Raw genomic sequence first — 21616 nt, 5'->3', positions numbered from 1 at the left:
CGACTTGGTTATACAAGTAAGCTATGTCGGCGGTCAACCGAACGATTCTGACGAAGGGCGCTTAGGCATGGCTGGACCACTACAGGGACTTCGCGTCGTGGAACTGGCCGGCATCGGCCCCGGTCCGCACGCGGCAATGATTCTCGGCGATCTCGGTGCCGACGTCGTACGTATCGAACGCCCCGGCAAGGGGCCGGGTCCGGCGACCAAACCGGGCGGCGACTACCTGCTGCGCAACCGCCGTTCCGTCGCGGCGAACCTGAAGAGCGACGAGGACCGCGAGATGGTCCTGCGCTTGATCGCCAAGGCCGACGTACTGATCGAGGGTTTCCGGCCCGGGGTCACCGAACGTCTGGGCCTGGGCCCCGAGGACTGCGCCAAGGTCAACGACAAGCTGATCTATGCGCGGATGACCGGCTGGGGTCAGGACGGCCCGCGCGCTCAGCAGGCCGGCCACGACATCAACTACATCTCTCTCAACGGCGCGCTGCACGCGATCGGCCGTGCGGGCGAACGGCCGGTGCCGCCGCTCAACCTGGTCGGCGACTTCGGCGGCGGATCGATGTTCCTGCTCGTCGGCGTCCTCTCTGCGCTCTACGAGCGGGAACGCTCCGGCAAGGGTCAGGTCGTCGATGCCGCGATGGTCGACGGCTCCAGCGTGCTGTCGATGATGATGTGGTCGTTCCGCGGGATGGGGATGTGGAGCGACGAGCGCGGGGTGAACATGCTCGACACCGGCGCGCCGTACTACGACACCTATACCTGTGCCGACGGCCGCCACGTCGCGGTCGGCGCGATCGAGCCGCAGTTCTACGCGCAGCTGCTGGCCGGCCTCGGCCTGGACCCGGCGGACCTGCCCGACCAGAACGACATGAGCCGCTGGCCGGAGCTGCGCGAGGTGTTCACCAAGGCCTTCGTCGCCCACGACCGCGACCACTGGGCGAAGGTGTTCGCCGGCACCGACGCCTGTGTCACCCCGGTGCTGTCTTTCGCCGAGGTGGAGTCAGAGGCGCACAACACCGAACGCAACACCTTCTACACCGAGAACGGTTCTCTGTACCCGGCGCCCGCGCCCCGGTTCTCGCGCAGTGTCCCGTCGGCTCCCACGCCGCCGGGTGTTCCCGGTGCGGACACCGAAGCTGTTCTGCAGGAATGGATTTAGAGAACAACCAGACAGGAAGGAATCAGATCTGTGGAGATCAAGGACGCCGCTGCCGTCGTGACCGGAGGTGCCTCCGGGCTCGGTCTGGCAACCACCAAGCGACTGCTCGACCGGGGTGCCTCGGTCGTGGTGATCGACCTCAAAGGTTCCGATGTCGTCGCTGAGCTGGGACCGCGGGCCAAGTTCGTCGAGGCCAACGTCGTCGACCCCGAGCAGGTCAGCGCCGCACTGGACGCCGCCGAGGAGTTCGGCCCGCTGCGCATCAACGTCAACTGCGCCGGTATCGGCAACGCGATCAAGACGCTGAGCAAGGACGGCCCGTTCCCGCTGGACGGTTTCAGGAAGGTCGTCGAGGTCAACCTGATCGGCACCTTCAACGTGCTGCGGCTGGCCGCCGAGCGCATCGCCAAGACCGAGCCGATAAACGGCGAGCGCGGCGTCATCATCAACACCGCGTCGGTGGCCGCGTTCGAGGGCCAGATCGGCCAGGCCGCCTACTCGGCCTCCAAGGGCGGCGTCGTCGGTATGACCCTTCCGATCGCCCGTGACCTGTCCCGCGAGTTCATCCGGGTGTGCACCATCGCGCCCGGTCTGTTCAAGACCCCGCTGCTGGGCTCGCTGCCCGAGGAGGCGCAGGCCTCGCTGGGCAAGCAGGTTCCGCATCCGGCCCGCCTCGGCGACCCCGACGAGTACGGCGCGCTGGCGGTGCACATCGTCGAGAACCCGATGCTCAACGGTGAGACGATCCGCCTGGACGGCGCTATCCGGATGGCCCCCCGCTGATGGCGTTGAAGACGAAGTTCACCGAGGTCTTCGGTGTCGAGCACCCGATCGCCCAGGGCGGTATGCAGTGGGTCGGTCGCGCGGAACTGGTTGCGGCCGTGGCGAACGCGGGCGCGCTGGGATTCATCACCGCGCTGACCCAGCCCACGCCGGCGGATCTGGCCAACGAGATCGCCAGGACGCGGGATCTGACGGACAAGCCGTTCGGGGTGAACCTGACAATCCTGCCGGCGATCAACCCGCCGCCGTACGACGAGTACCGCCAGGTGATCGTCGACGCCGGTATCAAGATCGTCGAGACCGCGGGCTCGAACCCGGCGCCGCATCTGCCGATGTTCCACGACAACGGCATCAAGGTGCTGCACAAGTGCACCTCGGTGCGGCATGCGGTGAAGGCCCAGTCCCTGGGGGTCGACGGCATCAGCATCGACGGTTTCGAGTGCGCGGGGCATCCGGGTGAGGACGACGTGCCCGGTCTGGTGCTGATTCCTGCGGCCGCCGACAAGATCGAGATCCCGATGATCGCCTCCGGTGGTTTCGCCGACGGCCGCGGTCTTGCCGCGGCGCTGGCGCTCGGTGCCGACGGGGTGAACATGGGCTCGCGGTTCATGTGCACCGTGGAGTCCTGCATCCATCAGAACGTCAAGGAGGCGATCGTCGCCGGTGACGAGCGGGGTACGGAGTTGATCTTCCGCAGCCTGCGCAACACCGCGCGGGTGGCGTCCAACGTGGTCTCGCGTGAAGTGGTGCAGGTCCTCAAGGACGGCGGTCAGTTCGAGGACGTCAAGGATCTGGTGGCCGGTGTGCGCGGCCGGAAGGTGTTCGACGAGGGCGATGTCGACGCAGGCATCTGGACCGTCGGAACGGCGATGGGCCTGATCAACGACATCCCGACCGTCGGCGACCTGGTGGCCCGGATCGTCGCCGACGCCGAGGACCTGATCACCGGCCGCCTGGCCGGGATGGTCGAGCCCGCAGCAGAACGGGTGTGAGCGCCGGACGCTCGGTTGCACCTTGGATCCGCCAGAGGTGCCCGGGCGTCGGGCAAACCCACAGACGGAGGAACGCGCGCCCGGGAGGGCGCGCGTTCTTTCACACTGCGGTGGGCAGGGCCTGCTCGTCGTCGAGCTGCTCCGAGGTAAGCCCTTCTACCAGGACATCGCCGTGGTAGAGAGCCTCGAAATCAACTTTGATGACATCAGCGTTGGTGTCGTCGATCCACATGTACTGAACAGTAACCACGAGCTCTAAGGAATCTTTGAGCCTGCTATCGGAAAACTGTGGCAATTCTTACCGCCGGGTAGGTTCCGTGGTTACCGGCGAGTAGTGCTCACTGTGGCTGCGGCGCGGTGAAGTGGATCGGGTTGACCCCGTAGAGCGCCACCCAGGTCGCCGCGGCCACCGCGAGCGCGAGCACCACCAGCAGCACCTTGACCCGCAGCGACCAGGTGACCCGGCCGAGGACGCGGCTGTCGATGGAGTACCTGCCCGGCCCGGTGAAGATCAGGGTGGCCGCGCCGAGTCCGAGTAGGAACGGCACGTTGAAGGGTTCGGACCAGAACGCCGCGCCCGAGACGTTCACCGCCCAGGCGCACAGCATCGCGCCGAGTGCCGCGCAGCCGGCCAGCGGGGTGAGCACGCCGAGCAGCAGCGCGAGGCCGCTCAGGATCTCGGTGGCGGTGACCATCAGCGCCGCGAACGTTGGTACGCGCCAGTCGGCGTCGGCCATGAACTGCGCGGTCATCGAGAAGTCGGCGACCTTGATCAGGCCGGCCTGCAGCACCGCCGCGCCGATCCCGAGACGCAGGATCAGCAGGCCCAGGTCGATCCCGTCGGTTGTTGATCCGATGCGGATCGGGGTCTCGGTCATCGCGCCCGATGCTAACGGGCGGGCGGACTGCTGTGTGGGGCTCTCGTTCATGACGGGACTGACCGACCGAAAGCCGGAAACTCATCGCGGAGCGCCATTGACGCCCTAACTTACCGCTGATAACTTAGCGCCGATATCCAGGGGGATCTTCAGGGGGAATTCAGTTGCTTCATCGCATTGCTCGATTGGCCATCGCCGCGCCGCGCCGAGTCCTCGTCGCAGCGCTGCTGATCACGGTCGCCTGCGGCATCTTCGGCGCGCCGGTGGCGCGACACCTGTCGGCAGGGGGAATGCAGGACCCGACGTCGGAGTCGGCGCGCGCCACCGAACTGCTGGTCGACAAGTTCGACCAGGGTGACATGGAGCTGCTGATCAGCGTCACCGACGACGCCTCGGCCCAGGGCGCGGACAGTCCCGCCGCGCGTGCCCTCGGCAGCGACCTGGTCCGCCGGCTCGACGCATCCCCGCACGTGGCGTCGGTGATCTCACCATGGACCGCCGAACCGTCGGCGGCCGCGGCACTGCTGAGCAGGGACGGCAAGACCGGTCTGATCGTCGCCGGCATCACCGGCGGGGAGAGTGAGGCGCAGAAGCACGCCAAGGCGCTGTCCGACGAGCTGGTCCACGATCGCGACGGGATCACCGTCCGCGCCGGCGGGGTCGCGATGACCTACGTGCAGATCAACGCGCAGACCGAAAAAGACCTGTTGATGATGGAGCTGATCGCGATACCGCTGAGCTTCCTCGTGCTGGTGTGGGTGTTCGGCGGCCTGCTCGCGGCCGCGCTGCCGTTGGCCGTCGGCGCGTTCGCGATCCTCGGATCGATGGCCGTGCTGCGTGCGGTCACCCTGGTCACCGACGTCTCGATCTTCGCTTTGAACCTGTCCATCGCGCTGGGGCTGGCGCTGGCCATCGACTACACCCTGCTGATCATCAGTCGCTACCGCGACGAGCTGGCCGGCGGGCACGACCGGGACACCGCACTGGTGCGCACCATGATGACCGCCGGGCGCACCGTGCTGTTCTCGGCGCTCACGGTGGCGCTGTCGATGGTCACGATGATCCTGTTCCCGATGTACTTCCTGAAGTCGTTCGCGTACGCGGGCATCGCCGTCGTCGGCTTCGCTGCGGTGGCCGCGATCGTGGTGGCGCCCGCGGCGATCGCGCTGGCCGGCGACCGACTCGACTCGATGGACGTCCGCCGACTCATCCGGCGGGTGTTCCGCCGGCCCGAGCCGGCGCCCAAGCCGATCGAGCAGATGTTCTGGTACCGGTCCACGAAGTTCGTGATGCGGCGCTCGATTCCGATCGGCACCGCCGTCGTCGCGCTGCTGCTCCTGCTCGGTGCGCCCTTCCTCGGCGCCAACTGGGGATTCCCCGACGACCGCGTGCTGCCCGAGAGCGCGTCGGCGCGTCAGCTCGGTGACGACATGCGCACCGACTTCGCCGTCGACTCGTCCACCAACGTCGTCGTGGTGCTGCCGGACAGCGAAGGGCTGCGGCCCGACGCCATCCACGGCTACGCCGCCGAGCTGTCCCGCGTCCCGGACGTGTCCTCGGTGTCGGCCCCCGGTGGCACCTTTGTCGGCGGTGTCACGGTGGGTCCACCGTCGGCGCCCGCCGGAATCGCCGACGGCAGCGCGTTTCTCACTGTCACCAGCACCGCGCCGCTGTTCACCGACGCATCGGAGCGCCAGCTCGACGGGCTGCGCGCCGTCGCGCCGCCCGACGGCCAGGACGTGCTGTTGACCGGCCTGGCGCAGATCAACCGGGACAGCTCGGACGCCATCACCTCACGGCTGCCCCTGGTGCTGTCGGTGATCGCGGTGATCACGTTCGTGCTGCTGTTCCTGCTCACCGGCAGTGTGGTGCTGCCGCTGAAAGCGTTGGTGCTCAACATCTTGTCGCTGGCCGCGGCGTTCGGGGCGCTGGTGTGGATCTTCCAGGACGGCCATCTCGGTGCGCTCGGCACCACGCCGACCGGGACGCTGGTCGCGACGATGCCGGTGCTGTTGTTCTGCATCGCCTTCGGTCTGTCGATGGACTACGAGGTGTTCCTGATCTCGCGGATCCGCGAATACTGGCTGGCGTCAGGCGGATCGGACGGCGGTTCCGCTGACGCCCATCAGCGCAGCGACGAAGCCGTAGCCCTGGGGCTGGCCCGCACCGGCCGGGTCATCACCGCCGCGGCGCTGGTGATGTCGATCTCGTTCGCCGCGCTGATCGCGGCCAAGGTCGCGTTCATGCGGATGTTCGGCGTCGGCCTGACGCTGGCGATCCTGGCCGACGCCACCCTGGTGCGCATGCTGCTGGTGCCCGCGTTCATGCACGTGCTGGGCCGCTGGAACTGGTGGGCGCCGAAACCGCTGGCGAAACTGCACGAACGGATCGGGTTCAGTGAGACGCTCGAGGACGGCGACGTCCCCGCCGCACGCAAGCCAGGGGAACGGGTCGCCACCGGGAACGGGAATGACTGACACCAGCGCGCCACGCCGCCGTCGACACCGCGCACCGCGCGGTGCCGGCGACCAGCTGCACGACGAGATCCTCGACGCGGCCACCGAGCTGCTGCTCGAGAGCGGGGACGAGAAGGCGGTGTCGATCCGGGCGGTGGCCGAACGGGTCGGCGTGACACCGCCGTCGATCTACCTGCACTTCGCCGACAAGACCGCGCTGCTCAACGCGGTGTGCAGCCACTACTTCGAGAAGCTCGACGAAGAGATGCAGGCCGTGGCCGGGGCATCGGTCTCGGCGCTGGACGTGCTGCGCGCCCAGGGCATCGCCTATCTGCGGTTCGCGATGAAAACGCCTGTGCTGTACCGGATCGCGATGCTGGGTCCCGGCAGTCCGGGCAGTGACGTCGATGTCGCGCTGAACAGTTCGGCGTTCGCACACCTGCGTGCGACGGTGCAGGCACTGATCTCCGAGGGGATCTACCCGTCGGGGGACCCGACGATCCTGGCCCTGCAACTGTGGACCGCAGTGCACGGCATCGCCGCGATGCTCATCTCCCGCCCCTATCTGCCCTGGGGCGACGTCGAGCAGTTCGCCGACGACCTGATGCGGGCGGTGTGCTGCGGGCATGTGGTGTCCGCAGCGATCCGGCCGGAGGATTCGCCGCAGGACATCATGGGATGGCTGAAGGAGGCGGTGGATGAGCGACAGCGTGGATAACCCGTTCTTCGCGCGGGTGTGGACGGCGATGTCCGCCCGCGAACCCGAGACACTGCGCACGATGCGCAAGGACAACCTGGCCGGGCTCACCGGGCGGGTGCTGGAGGTCGGCGCAGGCACGGGAAGCAACTTCGAGTTCTATCCCGACACGGTGACCGAGGTGGTGGCCGTCGAACCCGAACACCGGTTGGCCGCGGTCGCGAGGCGGGCCGCTGACCGCGCCGCGGTGCCCATCGTCGTCGGCACCGAGACCGTCGAACAGTACGCCGACGCCGAACCGTTCGACGCGGTGGTGTGCTCGCTGGTGCTGTGCTCCGTGGACGATCCGGAATCCGTTGTCGCGCAACTATTCTCCATGTTGCGCCCGGGCGGGGAGCTGCGCTACCTGGAACACATCGCCTCGACCGGGCCCCGGGCCCGGCTGCAGCGCCTCGCCGACGCCACCGTGTGGCCGCGACTGCTGGGCAACTGTCACACCCACCGGCACACCGAGCAGACCATCACCGCCGCCGGGTTCCGCGTCACCGGCGCCCGCCGGGTGTGGGCGTTCCCGGCATGGTTGCCGGTGCCCTCAGCCGAGTTCGCGCTCGGGGTGGCGGTCCGTCCCTAACCCAGCAGCGCCGGGAGGCGCTGCAGCAGCCCGGGCAGCGCGGCGGCCGCCTTCTCCCGCAGGGTCACCGTGGCGCTGGCCGACAGCGGGGTCGGCTCGGGGTTGACCTCGATGACGGGCGTGCCGTTGGCCACCGCCAGCTCGGGCAATCCGGCCGCCGGGTAGACCACCGACGACGTCCCGACCACCACGACCAGGTCGGCGTTGACCACCGCCGCGACCGACATCTCCCACGCGTCGTCGGGCAGCGCCTCCCCGAACCACACCACATTGGGCCGGATCAGTCCGCCGCACTTTGCGCAGGTCGGCGGCGCGACGGACTCCACCGGTTCGGCCATCTCTGGCACCTCGCCGGTGTAGGCGGACCCGCACCGGTCGCAGTGGAACTCGAAAAGGCTGCCGTGCACATGGTGGACGCGGGTGCTGCCCGCGCGTTCGTGCAGGTTGTCGACGTTCTGGGTGACCACGTGCACGTCGGCGTAGTCCTGCCAGGCCGCGACCGCCCGGTGGGCGTTGTTCGGCGCCACGGCGCTCATCATGTGGTGGCGCCACAGGTACCACGCCCACACCCGGTCCGGATGGGCCCGCCAGCCCTCGGCGCTGGAGATCTCGTACGGGTCGACCTTGGCCCACAAGCCGGTCTCGACGTCACGGAACGTCGGGACACCGCTCTCGGCGGAGATCCCCGCACCGCTGAATACCGTCACCTGCACACCCCCAAATTAGCGGCTGTGGGTGATACTGGGCACGTGGCCGAGTTGGGGGATTGGGTACGCGTCGATCCGCACGCCGCCAGGCCGCTGTTCGACCAGCTCAGAACGCAGATCATCGGGGGCATCCGGGAGGGCAGGCTCACACCCGGCACCCGGCTTCCGACAGTCCGCGAACTGGCGGGTCAGATCAACCTGGCAGTGAACACCGTGGCGCGGGCGTACCGGGAGTTGGAAGCGGCGGGGATTCTGGAGACGAGGGGACGCTTCGGCACCTTCGTCGCGCGTTCGGACCCGGCTGACGCGGCGATGGCGACCGCGGCGCACACCTACGTGTCCGCGGCACGCGCGCTCGGGGTCGACAAGGGGGAGGCGCTCAGATACATCGAGACGGCCTTCGGCTGAACCGGGCGATCCGCCCGGCGCGGCCGGTCAGCCGAACTCGAGCAGCGTGAACATCGGCCGGAACGGATCGAGCAGCGGCACCCGCTGCGCGGTCCACAACAGCGCGTTGAGCACCCGTCCGCGCGCGTGTTCGGCCGGCACGTCGTGGACCGCACGTACCCCGGGCACGGTGTTGACCAGGTCGGCCGCCTGGGCGACCGACATCGTGAACGGCATCGGCGGCACCTTGTAGCGGCGAGACGCGCGCATGCCGCGGCGGACCAGCGGGGCGAAGCCCGCCGGCGGCAGGTCGAACAACATCCGTCCGCCCGGGAACCGGGCCGCGCACTCGGTGATCAGAGCCATCGACTCCTCGGGTTGCAGATACATCAGCAGCCCCTCGGCGGTGATGAACACGCCCTCGCTGGAGTCGACCTGATCCATCCAGCTGAAATCGAGCGCGGACTGCGCGAGCATGCGTACCCGGTCGGATGCCGGAAGGAGTTTGCGGCGCAGCTCGATCATCGGCGGCAGGTCGACGGTCAGCCACCGGAAGTCGTGGCCGATGCCGGGTTGCGCCTCGAGCCGGTAGAAGCTGGTCTGCAGACCTTCTGCCAGCGCCACCACCGTGGCCTTCGGGTGGTCGTGCAGGTAGCGGGCGGTCTGTTTGTCGAATGCCAAGGAGCGCAACGACATATCCTGGCGCCGCACATAGCCGAACTTGCCGAAGTCGAAGTCGATGGAGTCCACCAGGTGGATCGCCATCGGATCCTTGAGCAGTGCGTCGGGGCGCCTGGCCTCGGTCGCGCGGACCAGTAGCGTCAGCAGCGCGGTCTCGGAGACGCCGGTGACATCGGCGGCGTCGTGTTTGCCGTTGGGCTTCTCGCCGGGTTCCATGACTCTCCTGTTCCGCCCCGCGTCAGCTGCGCAGGACCTTGTCGATGGTGCGCAGGTTGCGCGTAGTCGTCGAGGACCGGTACCGCTTGGCGCCCATCGTCTTGCCCATCGCGCTGGTGACGGAGGCGGCCCGCGGAACCTGCCAGTACACGACGCCGTCGCCCGGCTGGATCGATTCGTCGGGGGCGGGCTGCCGTGCCAGCTCGGACAGCTCACCGAACACGTCGTCGTCGGTGACGAACGTGACGTAGGAGTGGTGCCCGGGCACCTCCCGCTCGAACGGGAACCCGGCCGAGACCGCGGCGACGGTGTCCAGGTCGTACACGAGCACCCACGCGTCGTAGCCGAACTCGTCGCGCAACGCCCGCTCGGCCCGCTGCCGCACCGCGGCGGCGCCGGCGCGGGTGCTCAGCAGCACGTTGCCGCTGGCCAGGACCGTCGTCACGTCGGTGAACCCGGCCGCCTGCAGCGTCTGCGCGACGGCGGCCATCTTCAGGTTCACCCCGCCGACGTTGACCCCGCGCAGGAACGCCGCATACCGCGTCACGGCCTGCGTCCCGGTGAGAATCGGTCCACGTGCACGATGATTCCAGACGTGTCGAGGTCGTACGCTCGTCTACATGAGCCGCGACGTTTTCGACGACAAGCTCCTGGCGCTGATCGGCGGAAACACGCTGGGCGTGCTTGCCACCGTCAAACGCGACGGCAGGCCCCAGCTGTCGAACGTGTCCTACCACTTCGACCCGCGCACGCTGACGATCTCGGTGTCGATCACCGAACCGCGGGCCAAGACCCGCAACCTGCGCCGGGATCCCCGCGCGGCGATCCACGTCAGCTCCGACGACGGGTGGACGTATGCGGTCGCCGAGGGCGACGCGGTGCTCACCCCGCCGGCCGCCGACCCCGGTGACGACACCGTCGAGGGCCTGATCGAGCTGTACCGCAACATCGCCGGTGAGCATCCGGACTGGGACGACTACCGGCGGGCCATGGTCGACGACCGCCGGGTGCTGATGAAGCTGCCGATCTCGCATGTCTACGGCATGCCGCCGGGCAAGCGCTGAGCGCCGGGCGCGAGGGCCCTCGCAATAGGACTAGGCTGCCGTCATGGCATCCCATGAGCCCGTCGAAGCCGGCGAGGACGATCAGAAGCGCAGGTTCAAAGAAGCGCTCGAGCGCAAGAATGCCAAGGCCGTCGGTGGCTCCGCCCACCGCGACGCCGGAGCCAAGCAGTCGCGCGGGGCCCACGGCCCGCTGGAGAACCGTCGCGAGTTCCGCCGCAAGAGCGGCTGACCCTCGCCTCGGGCCCTGACCGCGGCGCACGCGTGTCAGGGCTTGTCGGTGGCGAGCGCACGCGCCCCGGCCAACGCCGCCAGCATCACCGCCGTCAGGTACAGACCCTGATCCTTGAGCCCCCACCCGACCGAGGCCAGCGTCGCGGCACCGGCGACACACAGTAGCGTCCCCACCGCCGCACTACGCAGACCCGGCCCGGAGACGAAACCCCCGTCCCAGAACGGGAGCGGATCGTTCTCCAGCGGCCGCAACACCCGGAACGCGGTGCCGACCAAGACCGCCATCAGCAGCATCTGCACCACCGACAACGCGACGAAGCCAGGGGCTGCCGGATCGAACCGCGGGTGACCGAGGTAGTCGAACACCAGGTGCATGCCCAGCAGCAGCGGAATGTGCCACAGGTAGAGCGTCATCGCGCCGCTGTTGCCGAGGACGGTCAGGTACCACACCCGCGGCCTCCGGGCCCATCGGGTGATCAGTGGTGCCGCGGCGATCGCCCACGCGCACACCATGATTGCGTGTCCGGCCATCAGCAGCGACGGCGGCGCCATGTTCTTGAGCTCCTGGGTCTCGATGCCGACCAGGCTCAGCTCGTACGGGCCGAACGCCACCAGCGCCACGTTGACGGCGAACATGGCGGAGCCGGTCGCCAGGGCCGCAGGCACCGACAGCAGGCCCCGCCGGTACGCCACGCCGAACATGCCGGGGATCAGCCACGCCGCCAGGTTCAGGTAGCCGAGCAGCGCGGGGACATCAGTGGCGAGCCTGAGCACGTCGACCGCCGCGACAGCGGCATAGGTGGCCAGCACGGCGACGACGAACCTGCCCGCCGTCGTCACCCGGGCCAGCACCGGGACCACGGCGAGCACCAGGACGTACGCGCCGAGAAACCACAGCAGCTGGGTGGAGATCCCGGCCACGGGTTCGTAGACGTGGATCGGCAGAAGCGAGCGCAGGATCACCAGTGCCACGGCCCAGAACGCCAGGTAGTAGAACACCGGCCGGTACAGCCGGGTGCACCGGCGCAGCAACCAGTTGCCCCAACCGGCACCGGGCCGCCACGACCCGACCGACGCTGCGACGCCGGCGAAGAAGAACAGCGGCATGACCTGGAACACCCACGTCAGCGCCTGGAACACGGGCACCTCGGCGAGCAGGTTGCCCCAGATGAAGACCTCGTCGCGGATCGTGCTGGTGGCCATCACCGTGTGCCCGGCCACGACGGCGATCAGTGCGGCGATGCGGATGACGTCGATGGCCCGGTCCCGGTCGGGCGGAGTGTGTGCCGCGACGTCGGCAGGCGTGGGGAACGCCGAGGTGTTCATGAACCCACGGTAGGGTCCGGCGGATCGACGCCGCTTAGGTAGAACTACCCGACCGGTCGCGGCGCTCCTGGATCACGATCGCCACGAAGCAGATCAGCGCGAGGACTCCGATCACGATCGCGAACACCTCGCCCGCGGCCTGCAGACCCCAGGAGCGCGCGGCGGCCCCCATCGCGACGATCGGCAGCGACAGCGCGATGTAGGCGACCAGGAAGTAGGACGAACTGACTTCCGCCCGCCGGTCCGGCGGCGTCCGCTCCGCCACCGCCGCCAGCCCGCGGCCGAAACTGAGCCCCTGCCCCATGCCCGCCACGATCGCGGCGACGACCAGTCCCCACAGCGACGAGAACTTCACTGCCGCAAGCAACATCACCATCGCCACGATCAGCACGGCGCTGCCGATCGCGATCGCGCGCGACGGGGCGACCCGCACCGCTGCCGGCTGCACCACGCCCGCGGTCAACACCGTCAGACCCGCCACCACACCGGCCACGGCGTGGCTCTGCACACCCATCAACGTTGTCACGAACGTCGGGGCGACGGAGGTGAACATGGCGTTCACCGCGAAGCCGGCGAATGCCGCGGTCGCGGCCACCGCGAACACCGAGCGCGTCTGCGGCGGCAGAGAGAGCCGCTGGATGCTCAGACGGCCGCCCCGTTCGGCGGTCTCGCCCGTCATCGCGATGGCCGGCACCGCGATCGTCATCAGCACGATGTGTACGACGAATGCGGTGTGCAACGGCGCGGGTGCGAACTGGATCAGCGCGCCCGCGACCATCGGACCGAGGCCCAGGGCGCCCAGGTTGGCCAGCGTCGCGACGGCGGCGGCCCGGGTGCGCCACCGCGGTGGTGCCGATTCCAGGATCGCGGCGGTCGCCGTGCCCGTGGCGATGCCGACGGACAGACCCGACAGCACCCGCCCGACCAGCAGCGCCGTGACCGAATCGGCGGCCAGGAACACGACCGAGCTGCCGATTGCCAGCAGTGCGGCGGCCAGCAGCATCGGTCTGCGGCCGACGACATCCGACCAGCGGCCGAACAGCAGCAGCGCCCCGAGCACCCCGCCCGCGTAGACGGCGAAGATGACGGTGGTGGTCAGCACCGAGAAGTGCAGTTGCTGCCCGTAGAGGTCGTACATCGGTGTCGGCAGCGTGGCGCCCAGCATGATCGCCGCCAACACGTAGGTCAGCAGCGCGAAGTCGCGGCGGCGGGTGGGCGTGGCAGATGCGGACATCTCGCGGCTGGGCACTGCTCGGTAAACGCCTACCGCCGAAATCGCATTCCAGTCGGCGTCTTCTCGACTGGTACCGACTGGAATGCGATTTCGGCGGAAAGGGGTTTAGTGCGAGACGGCTTTCTCGGCGCCGATGCCGGTCAGCGAGCGGACCTCCATCTCGGCGGCGACCTTCGGATCCTCGTTGTCCGGCGAGGTCAGGGTGCCGACGATGCCCAGGATGAACGCCAGCGGGATCGACACGATGCCCGGGTTGGCCAGCGGGAACCAGGCGAAGTCCGCCCCCGGGATCATCGCGGTCTTCGACCCCGACACCGCCGGGGAGAACACGATCAGCACGATCGTCGAGATCAGGCCGCCGTACATGCTCCACAGCGCGCCGCGGGTGTTGAACCGCCGCCAGTACAGCGAGTAGATGATCGTCGGCAGGTTCGCCGCCGCGGCCACCGCGAACGCGAGCGCCACCAGGAACGCGATGTTCTGGCCGTTGGCGAGGATGCCCAGCCCGATCCCCAGGAGGCCCAGCACCACGGCGGTGATCCGCGAGACCCGCACCTGCTCGGCCTCGGTGACCGGCTTCTTGCCCGGACCACCACGCAGCACGTTGGCGTAGATGTCGTGGGCGAACGATGCCGACGCGGTGATCGTCAGTCCGGCCACGACCGCCAGGATCGTCGCGAACGCGACCGCGGAGATGACGCCGAGCAGGATCACCCCGCCGAGTTCGAAGGCCAGCAGCGGGGCCGCCGAGTTCACTCCGCCCGCCGCGCCGAGGATGCGGTCCGGTCCGACCAGTGCCGCGGCACCGTAGCCCAGCACCAGGGTGAACAGGTAGAACGCGCCGATCAGCGCGATCGCCCACACGACGGACCGTCGTGCCTCTTTGGCGGTCGGCACCGTGTAAAAGCGCATCAGCACGTGCGGCAGGCCTGCGGTGCCCAGCACCAGCGCCAGCGCCAGCGAGATGAAGTTGATCTGCGAGGTCAGCGAACCGCCGTACTGCGCGCCGGGGGCCAGCACGTCACGGTCGGCGACGCCGGCGGTGGTCGCGCCGCTGATGGCCGACTGGGCCGAGCCGAGGATCTCGGAGAAGTTCAGCCCGAACTTCGCGAGCACCATCACCGTCATGATGCCGGCGCCGGCGATCAGCAGCACGGCCTTGATGATCTGCACCCAGGTGGTGCCCTTCATGCCGCCGACGAGGACGTAGACGATCATCAGCACGCCGACCACGGCGATCACGACCGACTGTCCTGCGCGGCTGTTGATGTCGAGCAGCAGTGCGACCAGGCCACCGGCGCCGGCCATCTGGGCCAGCAGGTAGAACAGCGACACCGTCAGCGTGTTGGTAGCTGCGGCCAACCGGACCGGACGCTGCTTGAGCCGGAAGCTCAGCACGTCCGCCATGGTGAATCTGCCTGTGTTGCGCAGCAATTCGGCCACCAGCAGCAGCGCGACCAGCCACGCCACCAGGAAGCCGATCGAGTACAGGAAGCCGTCGTAGCCGTAGACGGCGATCGCGCCGGCGATACCGAGGAAGCTCGCGGCCGACAGGTAGTCACCGGCGATCGCGATGCCGTTCTGCGGGCCGGAGAAGCCGCGGCCGCCGGTGAAGAACTCGTCGGCGGTGGCGTTGCGCTTGCTGGCCCGGATCACCACGACCATGGTCACGATCACGAACAGGCTGAAGATGCCGATGTTGGCCAGTGGGTTTCCCACCGTCTCGGACTGCGCCACGAGGGTGGTCATTTGATCTCACTCTCCAGTTGGGTGCGGATCGCCTCGGCCCGCGGATCGAGTTCGCGGTTGGCGAAGCGCACATAGAGGCCGGTGATCAGGAACGTCGACAGGAACTGGCCCAGGCCGATGATCAGACCGACATTGATGTCACCCCACACCCGAGTGGCCATGAAATCGTGGGCGAACGCGCCCAGCAGGACGTAGGTGGCATACCAGATCAGGAATACCGCCGTCATCGGGAACACGAAGCGGCGCAACCTACTCCGCAGTTCCTGAAACTCGGGGCTGGCCTGTACTTCCAGATAGCGTTCGCCGCTGATGGCTTCCGGGCGAATCGGAAGGTCTGTTTCGGACACCTTGATCTCACTCCTGACTGCTGTGAACCGGCTCTGGGAGGAACGTAGTTGAGATGTGGGTCACATACCCAGAGCTGCGGGCGCCGACACGACAAGCCCGGGACAGGCTGCGGTGAACGGTCGATCAGCGACGACGAACGGCGGCGACGGTCACCGGTTCGGCATCCGCTCGACCCCCATGCCCAGATGCTCCGGGACGTGCATCCGCGCGAACGTCTGCGCGACATCGTCGGGCACGGTTGCGCGGGTGAGACGGCTCACCAGCAGCATCGTCGCGAACGCCACCGGCACCGTGACGGCCGCCGGGTAGCCGACCAGCACTGCCGGCCAGCCGCCCAGCACGTCCTCGTCCACCCCGCCGGCCACCGCAACGGTGACCGCGCCGCCGGACAACAGGCCGCCGACGGCCAGCCCCGACATCGCCCCGACCGCGGTCAGCCCGCGCCACCAGATGCCGAGCACCAGCAGCGGACACAGCGTCGACGCCGCGACGGCGAAGGCCAGCCCGACACTGCGGGACAGTTCCAGTTCGCCGGAAGCGGCCAGCGCCAACGGGATCGGGATCAGGCCGCCGACCACCGCCGCGGCCCGGAAATCGCGGACCCGGCCCGCCAGCACGTCGGTGGCCAGCGCGCCGGCGAAACTGACCAGCAGACCCGACGACGTCGCCAGGAACGCCGCGATCGCACCGGCGGCCACCAGCGCGCCCAGCAACTGGCCGGCTGCCCCGGCGATCGCCGACTCCGGCGCCAGAAGCACCGCGGCGTCGGCAGTTCCGGTGATCAGCAGCTGCGGCACATACAGCCGGGAGAACACGCCGAGCAGCGTCGGGAACAGATAGAACAGCGACAGCAGCGCGATCACCGTCAGCGCCGTGCGCCGCGCCGCGCGACCGTCGGGATTGGTGTAGAAGCGGACCAGCACGTGCGGCAGCCCCATGGTGCCCAGGAACGTCGCCACCATGATCGAGAGCACCTGGTAGAGCGGGTGGTGACCGCCGAGCCCGCCGCCCGAGGCGATCCAGTCGGTGCCCGCGCTGGGGGTGCCTGCCACGACAGGGGTGGCCGCGCCCGCCGACAGGGACAGCGTGCTGCCCGCGCCGAGCGTGTGCTCGCCCGCGGGCCCGATCGTCACGTCCTGGACCGGTCGGCCGTCCAACGTGCCGGTCACGCTGATCCCGCCCGGTTCGGCGACCTGGACCACGACGTCGGTCTCGATCTCGACGGTGGTGTCCTGCTGCACCGTCGGCGGCAGCGGGCCGCCGAGCTCGCCGCCCCGGTCGGTCAGGAACAGCCCGGCCAGGGCCAGCGCGGGAATGGCGACCGCCGTCAGCTTGAGCCAGTACTGGAACGCCTGCACGAACGTGATCGAGCGCATCCCGCCGGCGACGACGTTGGTGATGACGATCGCGCCGACCGCGAGCGGCCCGAGCCAGACCGGAATGCCGAGAAGGGTTTTCAGCGCCAGGCCGGCGCCCTGGTACTGCGGAACCAGGTAGAACACGCAGATCACGACGACCACCAGCATCGCCATCTTGCGCAGTCGTGGCGAGCCCAGCCGGAACTCGGCGAAGTCGGGCACCGTGTAGGCCCCCGACCGGCGCAGCGGAGCAGCGACGAACAGCAACAGCCCGAGGTAGCCGGCGGTGAACCCGACCGGATACCACAGTGCGTCGGCACCGTACTTGGCGATCAGCCCGGCGACTCCGAGAAACGATGCGGCCGAGAGGTATTCACCCGAGATCGCGGCGGCGTTCCACCTCGACCCGACGGTGCGGGACGCGACCAGGAAGTCGGAGGTGGTGCGCGAGAAGCGGACACCGTAGGCGCCGATCGCCACGGTGGCCACCGCCGCGCTCAGCAGCGCGGCCGCCGTCAGTGCGGAACCGGTCACGGCTCGGAGTCGACGACGCCGACGAAATCCCGCTCGGCCTGTTCGGCCAGGCGCACATAGAACCAGCCGATCCCGTACATCAGCGGGTACACCAGTGCGGCCAGTACGAGCCAGTTCAACCGGACTCCGAACACCGTGATGCTGCCGAGCTCGGGAAACAGCGCATTCAGCAACGGGATGGCGCCGATCAGACCCACCACGACAGCAGCCAGCCGCAGCGCCAGGCCCAGCTGGGCGCGCATGAGGCCCCGCACGAGTGCGTCGCCGACCTGCGTCTGCTCCTGCACCTCGACCCTGGTCCGCACCATGCGGGCACCCCGCCGGTGCGCCAACACCACCCGGCGCCGTTGCGGCCGTTCACTACTGGTCATCGGCACCCCCGGTCGGTCGTAGGCTGCGCATCGGGGTGCGCACCAGGCGGTCACGTAGCTCGCGGGCCTGGCGTCGGCTCACGGGCAGTTCGACCGCGGGGGAGGCACCGTTGGCGCGCAACCGCACCAGGACCGCACCTTCGGCATTGCGCAACCCGGTGACCAGACGCAGCGCGACCAGGTAGGACCGGTGCACACGCTGGAATCCGTGGTCGCGCCAGCGGGTTTCGAGTGTGCTGAGCGGGATCCGAACCAGATGCGAACCCGACGTCGAGTGCAGCCGGGCGTAGTCGCCCTCGGCTTCGACCCAGCCGATGCTGTCCCGGGGCACCAGATGGGTGACTCCGCCGAGCTCGGCCGGCACGACGCCGGAATCCGGTTCCTCGCCGCCGGTTTCGTCCCTGGGGGCGGTCGCCGGAGCCGCGGACCTGGCGGCAGCCGCGCGGCGGACCGCCTCGTCGAGACGGCCCTCCCGGATGGGTTTGAGCAGATAGTCCACCGCGCCGACGTCGAAGGCGGCGACTGCCTTGTCGTCGTGCGCGGTGACGAACACGATCGCCGGCGGCTGCGCGTAATTGGCCAGTACACCGGCCAGTTCGATGCCCGACAGGCCGGGCATGTTGATGTCGAGGAACACCGCGTCGATGGTGCGCACGTTGAGCTCCCGCAGCGCCGAGGTGGCATCGCCGGCGCGGTGGACCTGCGCGACGCACGGATGCCTGCCGAGCAGATAGGCGAGTTCGTCGAGGGCCGGAGCCTCGTCGTCGACGGCGAGCACGGTGAGCGTCCTGGTCACGTGCTACTCATTTCGACCCACTCCGAACCCACCTCCGCTGGCCCGAACGCCCGACCGGAACTTGGGCACCCGCATGCTCACCTCCGTGCCGGCGCCGATCGCCGTCTCGACCACCAGACCGTAATCGTTGCCGAATGCGGCGCGCAGACGATGGTCGACATTGGTCAGACCGACGTGGGCGCCCGTCCCCTCAGAGGCCCGGGCGCCGTCGGCCAGCGCGTCGCCCGGACCGGCACGCAACGCGTCGGGGTCCATGCCGACCCCGTCGTCCTCGACGGTGATGACGCAGTCGTTGCCCTCGTCGCGGGCGACGAGTTCGATGGACCCGCTGCCCCGGCCGGCGAACCCGTGCCGCACCGCGTTCTCCACCAGCGGCTGCAGCGCCAGGAAGGGCACCACGACGTTGAGGACCTCCGGGGCGACCTGCAGGGTGACCTTCAGCGCGGTCCCGAACCGGGCCCGCTCCAACGTTAGGTAACGGTCGATGTTGCGCAGTTCCTCGGCCAGCGTGGTGAACTGGCCGGCGGCGCGGAACGAGTAGCGGGTGAAGTCGGCGAATTCCAGGATCAGCTCGCGGGCCCGGTCCGGGTCGGTGCGCACGAACGACGCGATCGTGTTCAGCGCGTTGTAGATGAAGTGCGGGCTGATCTGCGCGCGCAACGCCAGCACCTCGGCGCGGTCGAGCCGGGCGCGGGACGCGTCGAGTTCGGCGAGCTCGACCTGACTGGCGGCGTAGCGGGCCACCTCGCCGACGGCGCCGAGCATGCCGGGGCCAGGGGAGCGCGTGGTGACCACGACGAGCACGCCGAGCGTGTCACCGGACTCGGCGATCAGCGGCTGGGCCACCACGGCGGCGGTCCGCGCGTGCGTCATCACCCGCCGCCCGCCGGCCACGGACTGACGCGCCGCACCGACGCACGCCTCCCGGACGTCGTGCTCCCACAGCGCGTCGTCCCAGGCGTCCTCGGCGAGCAGGCCGCCGTCGCCGTCGAACAGGGCGAGCCCGTCGGTGCCGGTGAGGCCGCGCAGAAACGGCGCCGCGGTCTCGGCGGAGTCGGTGTCGAGGCCGCGGCGCAACGCCCGGGCCGCCAGCGAGGCGGTGTGCAGCGCGGTGTGTACCGCCCGTTCGGTGGGCGTCGCGACCACCCGGCGGGTCCGCACGGCGAGCACCACCGCGGCGACCGCGAGCAGGATCAGCGCGGCGGTCAGTGCGATGGCAAGCTCGCCGGACATCAACGTCCTCGCCGAATATCCTGCACGGCAGCCCAATTCACGGTCGGGCGGTCGAGCCCCCGCCTGTCGAGGTAGCGCTGTGCCGCGCGGCTGTTGTTCCGCAGGAAGGACAGCAGATACCAGCGCGACCGGGGCGTGTAGGTCTGACTGACGAAGGCCCAGTGCCGGCCGCGGTGCTCCAGTCGGCCGATGATCTGTGCGCTGTCGAGGCGCCACAGCTTCTCGTTGTGAAAGTGGCACAGCAGATTTGCCGGTCCCTCGACAGCGCCGAGGTCGGCGGGCAGCGCCGCGGGCAGTTCGCCGGTCGCCGGGTCATAGGCGTCGGTGGGCACGCGCACGCTGACCGGGTAGCCGTGCCCGTCGAACGCGGTCAGCACCGCCTCGTCGAATCTACGGAGCCGCTTGGCCGCTTCAGCCCACACGGCGCACCTCGCTGCCGTCGAGTTCCTTAGGCGCGCTGGTGAAGTCGCGGGTCGGCCAGTACAGGACGCGGCGCGGCGTCACGTAGATCAGCAGGCGCAGGTGATAGGACCACCAGAGCCGGCGCCCGAGCCGGGTGTTCCACATCGCGGCCGCCGGCTGGCGCGCAGACACCGTCCGTGCCAGCTCCGCCAGCTCCGGCTCCGACGCGATGTCGGTGACGATGCGGTCCTCGGCGGTCGCGTCGCCCTGGATCAGCACGGCGCCTGGCGGAGACACCCCGCTGCCTGTCGGCTCGGAGAACAGCATGCTCACCTTCGGGTTGCGCCTGATGTTGTAGGCCTTCTGCGGCAGCCCGATGCTCGTGGTCACCAGCAGCCTGCCGTCAGCGAGCAACCGCGGACTGACCGGCCACGTCTGCGGCGTTCCGTCGCGCGCGATCGTGGTGAACTCGCAGGTGAAGTATTTGTCGATGATCTCGACGGCGGGCGACGTCACAGCGTGAGCTTACGTCCCGACGGTGGCCCGGCGGGTGCCGATTTTGCATCAAAGGTTTTGGTGCAGCCCGGATTGACGACCGTGGTGCGGATCTCGCGGATTTTTCGGCTGCCATCGTGCGCGAAGTACGCAATTACGTTGTGCGGAACGGTTTTTTGTCGGTGGGGGCTGTCAGAATGGGGTCATGTCCTCGACGACTTCCTCTGACACCGACGAGGTGGTGGGTCAGTCGGAGCGTCTTGAGTGTTACTTCGCCGAACTGTCGGAGTTGGCGGGACAACGCAACGCCATCGACGGGCGGATCGCTGAGATCGCCGCGGAGATCGATGCTGCCCGGTTGTGGGGGTTTACCGGGGTGAAGTCGATGGAAGGGCTGATCGCCTGGAAACTGGGCACCTCGATCCGTAATGCCGAGACGATCGTGGCAGTCGCGCGCCGGTTGGACGAGTTCCCGCGCTGCGCCGGGGATCTGCGCGAGGGCCGGTTGTCGTTGGATCAGGTCGGGGCGATCGCCGAGAAAGCCGGTGCGGGTTCAGATGCCCATTACGCGGAGCTGGCTTCGCATTCCACGGTCGCCCAGTTGCGCACCGCGATCAAGCAGGAACCTCGCCCTGAACCCGAACCTTTGCCCGAACCTGATCCCGACGCTGAACTGGATGATGATGCTGAACCGGTGGCTGAGTCGGTGCCGCAGCCCTCGATTTCCAAGCGGGTGGAGGGGGAGTTCACCTGCTGGCAGATCCGGCTGCCGGCCCTCGAAGCGGCGATCTTCGACGCGGCGCTGCAGTCCCACCAGGACGGGTTGATCGCCCAATGGCAACGCGACCACCCCGACCACCCCGACCACCCCGACCGCCCCGAGGA

25 protein-coding genes are annotated in these 21616 nt (G+C 68.9%); 10 read left to right on the top strand and 15 right to left on the bottom strand.

The window, feature by feature from the left end:
- Positions 1-67: 67 nt before the first annotated feature.
- From MVA01S_RS10080 to MVA01S_RS10070, 3 genes are read left to right on the top strand one after another with little or no spacing between them, the layout of a single operon-like run.
- Positions 68-1162: a CaiB/BaiF CoA transferase family protein gene (locus tag MVA01S_RS10080; RefSeq protein WP_003931147.1), complete on the top strand. Its 1095-nt coding sequence runs from the start codon at positions 68-70 to the stop codon at positions 1160-1162.
- A gap of 30 nt (positions 1163-1192) precedes the next feature.
- A complete protein-coding gene (locus MVA01S_RS10075) occupies positions 1193-1945 on the top strand; it encodes a 3-hydroxyacyl-CoA dehydrogenase (RefSeq protein ID WP_060941587.1) in 753 nt (250 codons plus the stop codon).
- On the top strand, positions 1945-2937 hold the full coding sequence (locus MVA01S_RS10070; RefSeq protein WP_003931150.1) for an NAD(P)H-dependent flavin oxidoreductase: 993 nt from the start codon (positions 1945-1947) through the stop codon (positions 2935-2937). Before MVA01S_RS10075 ends, MVA01S_RS10070 begins: the two co-directional genes overlap by 1 nt.
- A 100-nt stretch (positions 2938-3037) precedes the next feature.
- Here the strand turns inward: MVA01S_RS10070 and MVA01S_RS31945 are convergent, their stop codons facing one another.
- Entirely contained in the window at positions 3038-3169 is a 132-nt protein-coding gene (locus MVA01S_RS31945; protein ID WP_003931151.1) for a hypothetical protein, read from the bottom strand.
- A 106-nt stretch (positions 3170-3275) separates the two neighbouring features.
- Positions 3276-3815 carry a DoxX family protein gene (locus tag MVA01S_RS10065; protein WP_003931152.1) on the bottom strand — a complete coding sequence of 180 codons (540 nt, stop codon included), beginning with the start codon at positions 3813-3815 and terminating at the stop codon, positions 3276-3278.
- Positions 3816-3979: 164 nt separating this feature from the next.
- Between MVA01S_RS10065 and MVA01S_RS10060 the strand changes: the two genes are divergently transcribed.
- From MVA01S_RS10060 to MVA01S_RS10050, 3 genes are read left to right on the top strand one after another with little or no spacing between them, the layout of a single operon-like run.
- Positions 3980-6292 carry an MMPL family transporter gene (locus MVA01S_RS10060; RefSeq protein WP_040541534.1) on the top strand — a complete coding sequence of 771 codons (2313 nt, stop codon included), beginning with the start codon at positions 3980-3982 and terminating at the stop codon, positions 6290-6292.
- On the top strand, positions 6285-6989 hold the full coding sequence (locus MVA01S_RS10055; protein WP_003931154.1) for a TetR/AcrR family transcriptional regulator: 705 nt from the start codon (positions 6285-6287) through the stop codon (positions 6987-6989). Before MVA01S_RS10060 ends, MVA01S_RS10055 begins: the two co-directional genes overlap by 8 nt.
- Positions 6970-7599: a class I SAM-dependent methyltransferase gene (locus MVA01S_RS10050; protein ID WP_003931155.1), complete on the top strand. Its 630-nt coding sequence runs from the start codon at positions 6970-6972 to the stop codon at positions 7597-7599. The genes MVA01S_RS10055 and MVA01S_RS10050 overlap by 20 nt, the downstream gene beginning before the upstream one ends.
- Here MVA01S_RS10050 and MVA01S_RS10045 read toward each other — a convergent pair.
- The gene (locus tag MVA01S_RS10045; RefSeq protein ID WP_003931156.1) at positions 7596-8312 is read right to left on the bottom strand and encodes an NAD-dependent deacylase; all 717 of its coding nucleotides are present in this window, start codon (positions 8310-8312) and stop codon (positions 7596-7598) included. The two genes, MVA01S_RS10050 and MVA01S_RS10045, sit on opposite strands and share 4 nt — an antisense overlap.
- A gap of 36 nt (positions 8313-8348) precedes the next feature.
- On the opposite strand from MVA01S_RS10045, the gene MVA01S_RS10040 reads away from it, so the two are divergent.
- Entirely contained in the window at positions 8349-8714 is a 366-nt protein-coding gene (locus MVA01S_RS10040; RefSeq protein WP_003931157.1) for an Rv1152 family transcriptional regulator, read from the top strand.
- Positions 8715-8741: 27 nt separating this feature from the next.
- On the opposite strand, the gene MVA01S_RS10035 is transcribed toward MVA01S_RS10040, so the two are convergent.
- Entirely contained in the window at positions 8742-9590 is an 849-nt protein-coding gene (locus MVA01S_RS10035; protein ID WP_003931158.1) for a class I SAM-dependent methyltransferase, read from the bottom strand.
- 22 nt (positions 9591-9612) lie between these two features.
- The gene (locus tag MVA01S_RS10030) at positions 9613-10137 is read right to left on the bottom strand and encodes a DUF1697 domain-containing protein (protein WP_003931159.1); all 525 of its coding nucleotides are present in this window, start codon (positions 10135-10137) and stop codon (positions 9613-9615) included.
- 73 nt (positions 10138-10210) lie between these two features.
- Between MVA01S_RS10030 and MVA01S_RS10025 the strand changes: the two genes are divergently transcribed.
- Positions 10211-10654 (top strand): PPOX class F420-dependent oxidoreductase, encoded by a 444-nt coding sequence (locus tag MVA01S_RS10025; protein WP_060941586.1) that lies wholly within the window; start codon positions 10211-10213, stop codon positions 10652-10654.
- Positions 10655-10697: 43 nt separating this feature from the next.
- Positions 10698-10883 carry a DUF5302 domain-containing protein gene (locus MVA01S_RS10020; RefSeq protein ID WP_003931161.1) on the top strand — a complete coding sequence of 62 codons (186 nt, stop codon included), beginning with the start codon at positions 10698-10700 and terminating at the stop codon, positions 10881-10883.
- 35 nt (positions 10884-10918) lie between these two features.
- On the opposite strand, the gene MVA01S_RS10015 is transcribed toward MVA01S_RS10020, so the two are convergent.
- From MVA01S_RS10015 to MVA01S_RS09970, 10 genes are all read right to left on the bottom strand, one after another.
- Positions 10919-12211, bottom strand: coding sequence for an acyltransferase family protein (locus MVA01S_RS10015; protein ID WP_003931162.1), 1293 nt, complete (start codon positions 12209-12211; stop codon positions 10919-10921).
- Between the two features lie 34 nt (positions 12212-12245).
- Positions 12246-13445, bottom strand: a complete 1200-nt coding sequence (locus MVA01S_RS10010; protein WP_003931163.1) for an MFS transporter — start codon at positions 13443-13445, stop codon at positions 12246-12248.
- Between the two features lie 105 nt (positions 13446-13550).
- Entirely contained in the window at positions 13551-15194 is a 1644-nt protein-coding gene (locus MVA01S_RS10005) for a monocarboxylic acid transporter (RefSeq protein ID WP_003931164.1), read from the bottom strand.
- Entirely contained in the window at positions 15191-15541 is a 351-nt protein-coding gene (locus MVA01S_RS10000; RefSeq protein ID WP_003931165.1) for a DUF485 domain-containing protein, read from the bottom strand. Before MVA01S_RS10000 ends, MVA01S_RS10005 begins: the two co-directional genes overlap by 4 nt.
- Positions 15542-15691: 150 nt before the next feature.
- Positions 15692-17434: a sodium/solute symporter gene (locus MVA01S_RS09995; protein WP_003931166.1), complete on the bottom strand. Its 1743-nt coding sequence runs from the start codon at positions 17432-17434 to the stop codon at positions 15692-15694.
- Positions 17431-17805: a DUF485 domain-containing protein gene (locus tag MVA01S_RS09990; protein WP_003931167.1), complete on the bottom strand. Its 375-nt coding sequence runs from the start codon at positions 17803-17805 to the stop codon at positions 17431-17433. Before MVA01S_RS09990 ends, MVA01S_RS09995 begins: the two co-directional genes overlap by 4 nt.
- Positions 17795-18601 carry a LytR/AlgR family response regulator transcription factor gene (locus tag MVA01S_RS09985; protein ID WP_003931168.1) on the bottom strand — a complete coding sequence of 269 codons (807 nt, stop codon included), beginning with the start codon at positions 18599-18601 and terminating at the stop codon, positions 17795-17797. The genes MVA01S_RS09990 and MVA01S_RS09985 overlap by 11 nt, the downstream gene beginning before the upstream one ends.
- 3 nt (positions 18602-18604) lie before the next feature.
- Positions 18605-19834: a sensor histidine kinase gene (locus tag MVA01S_RS09980; protein ID WP_003931169.1), complete on the bottom strand. Its 1230-nt coding sequence runs from the start codon at positions 19832-19834 to the stop codon at positions 18605-18607.
- Positions 19834-20256, bottom strand: coding sequence for a hypothetical protein (locus MVA01S_RS09975; protein WP_003931170.1), 423 nt, complete (start codon positions 20254-20256; stop codon positions 19834-19836). Before MVA01S_RS09975 ends, MVA01S_RS09980 begins: the two co-directional genes overlap by 1 nt.
- The gene (locus tag MVA01S_RS09970) at positions 20246-20752 is read right to left on the bottom strand and encodes a pyridoxamine 5'-phosphate oxidase family protein (RefSeq protein ID WP_003931171.1); all 507 of its coding nucleotides are present in this window, start codon (positions 20750-20752) and stop codon (positions 20246-20248) included. Before MVA01S_RS09970 ends, MVA01S_RS09975 begins: the two co-directional genes overlap by 11 nt.
- Before the next feature lie 184 nt (positions 20753-20936).
- On the opposite strand from MVA01S_RS09970, the gene MVA01S_RS09965 reads away from it, so the two are divergent.
- Positions 20937-21616 (top strand): DUF222 domain-containing protein (locus tag MVA01S_RS09965; protein WP_159426307.1); only part of this gene is annotated, 680 nt, incomplete at its 3' end.

Source organism: Mycolicibacterium vaccae NBRC 14118 = CIP 105934 (assembly GCF_001552715.1).
GTDB lineage: Bacteria > Actinomycetota > Actinomycetes > Mycobacteriales > Mycobacteriaceae > Mycobacterium > Mycobacterium vaccae.
The sequence above is the reverse complement of the archived record's forward strand: the minus strand, read 5'-3'. Positions and strand labels throughout refer to the sequence as shown.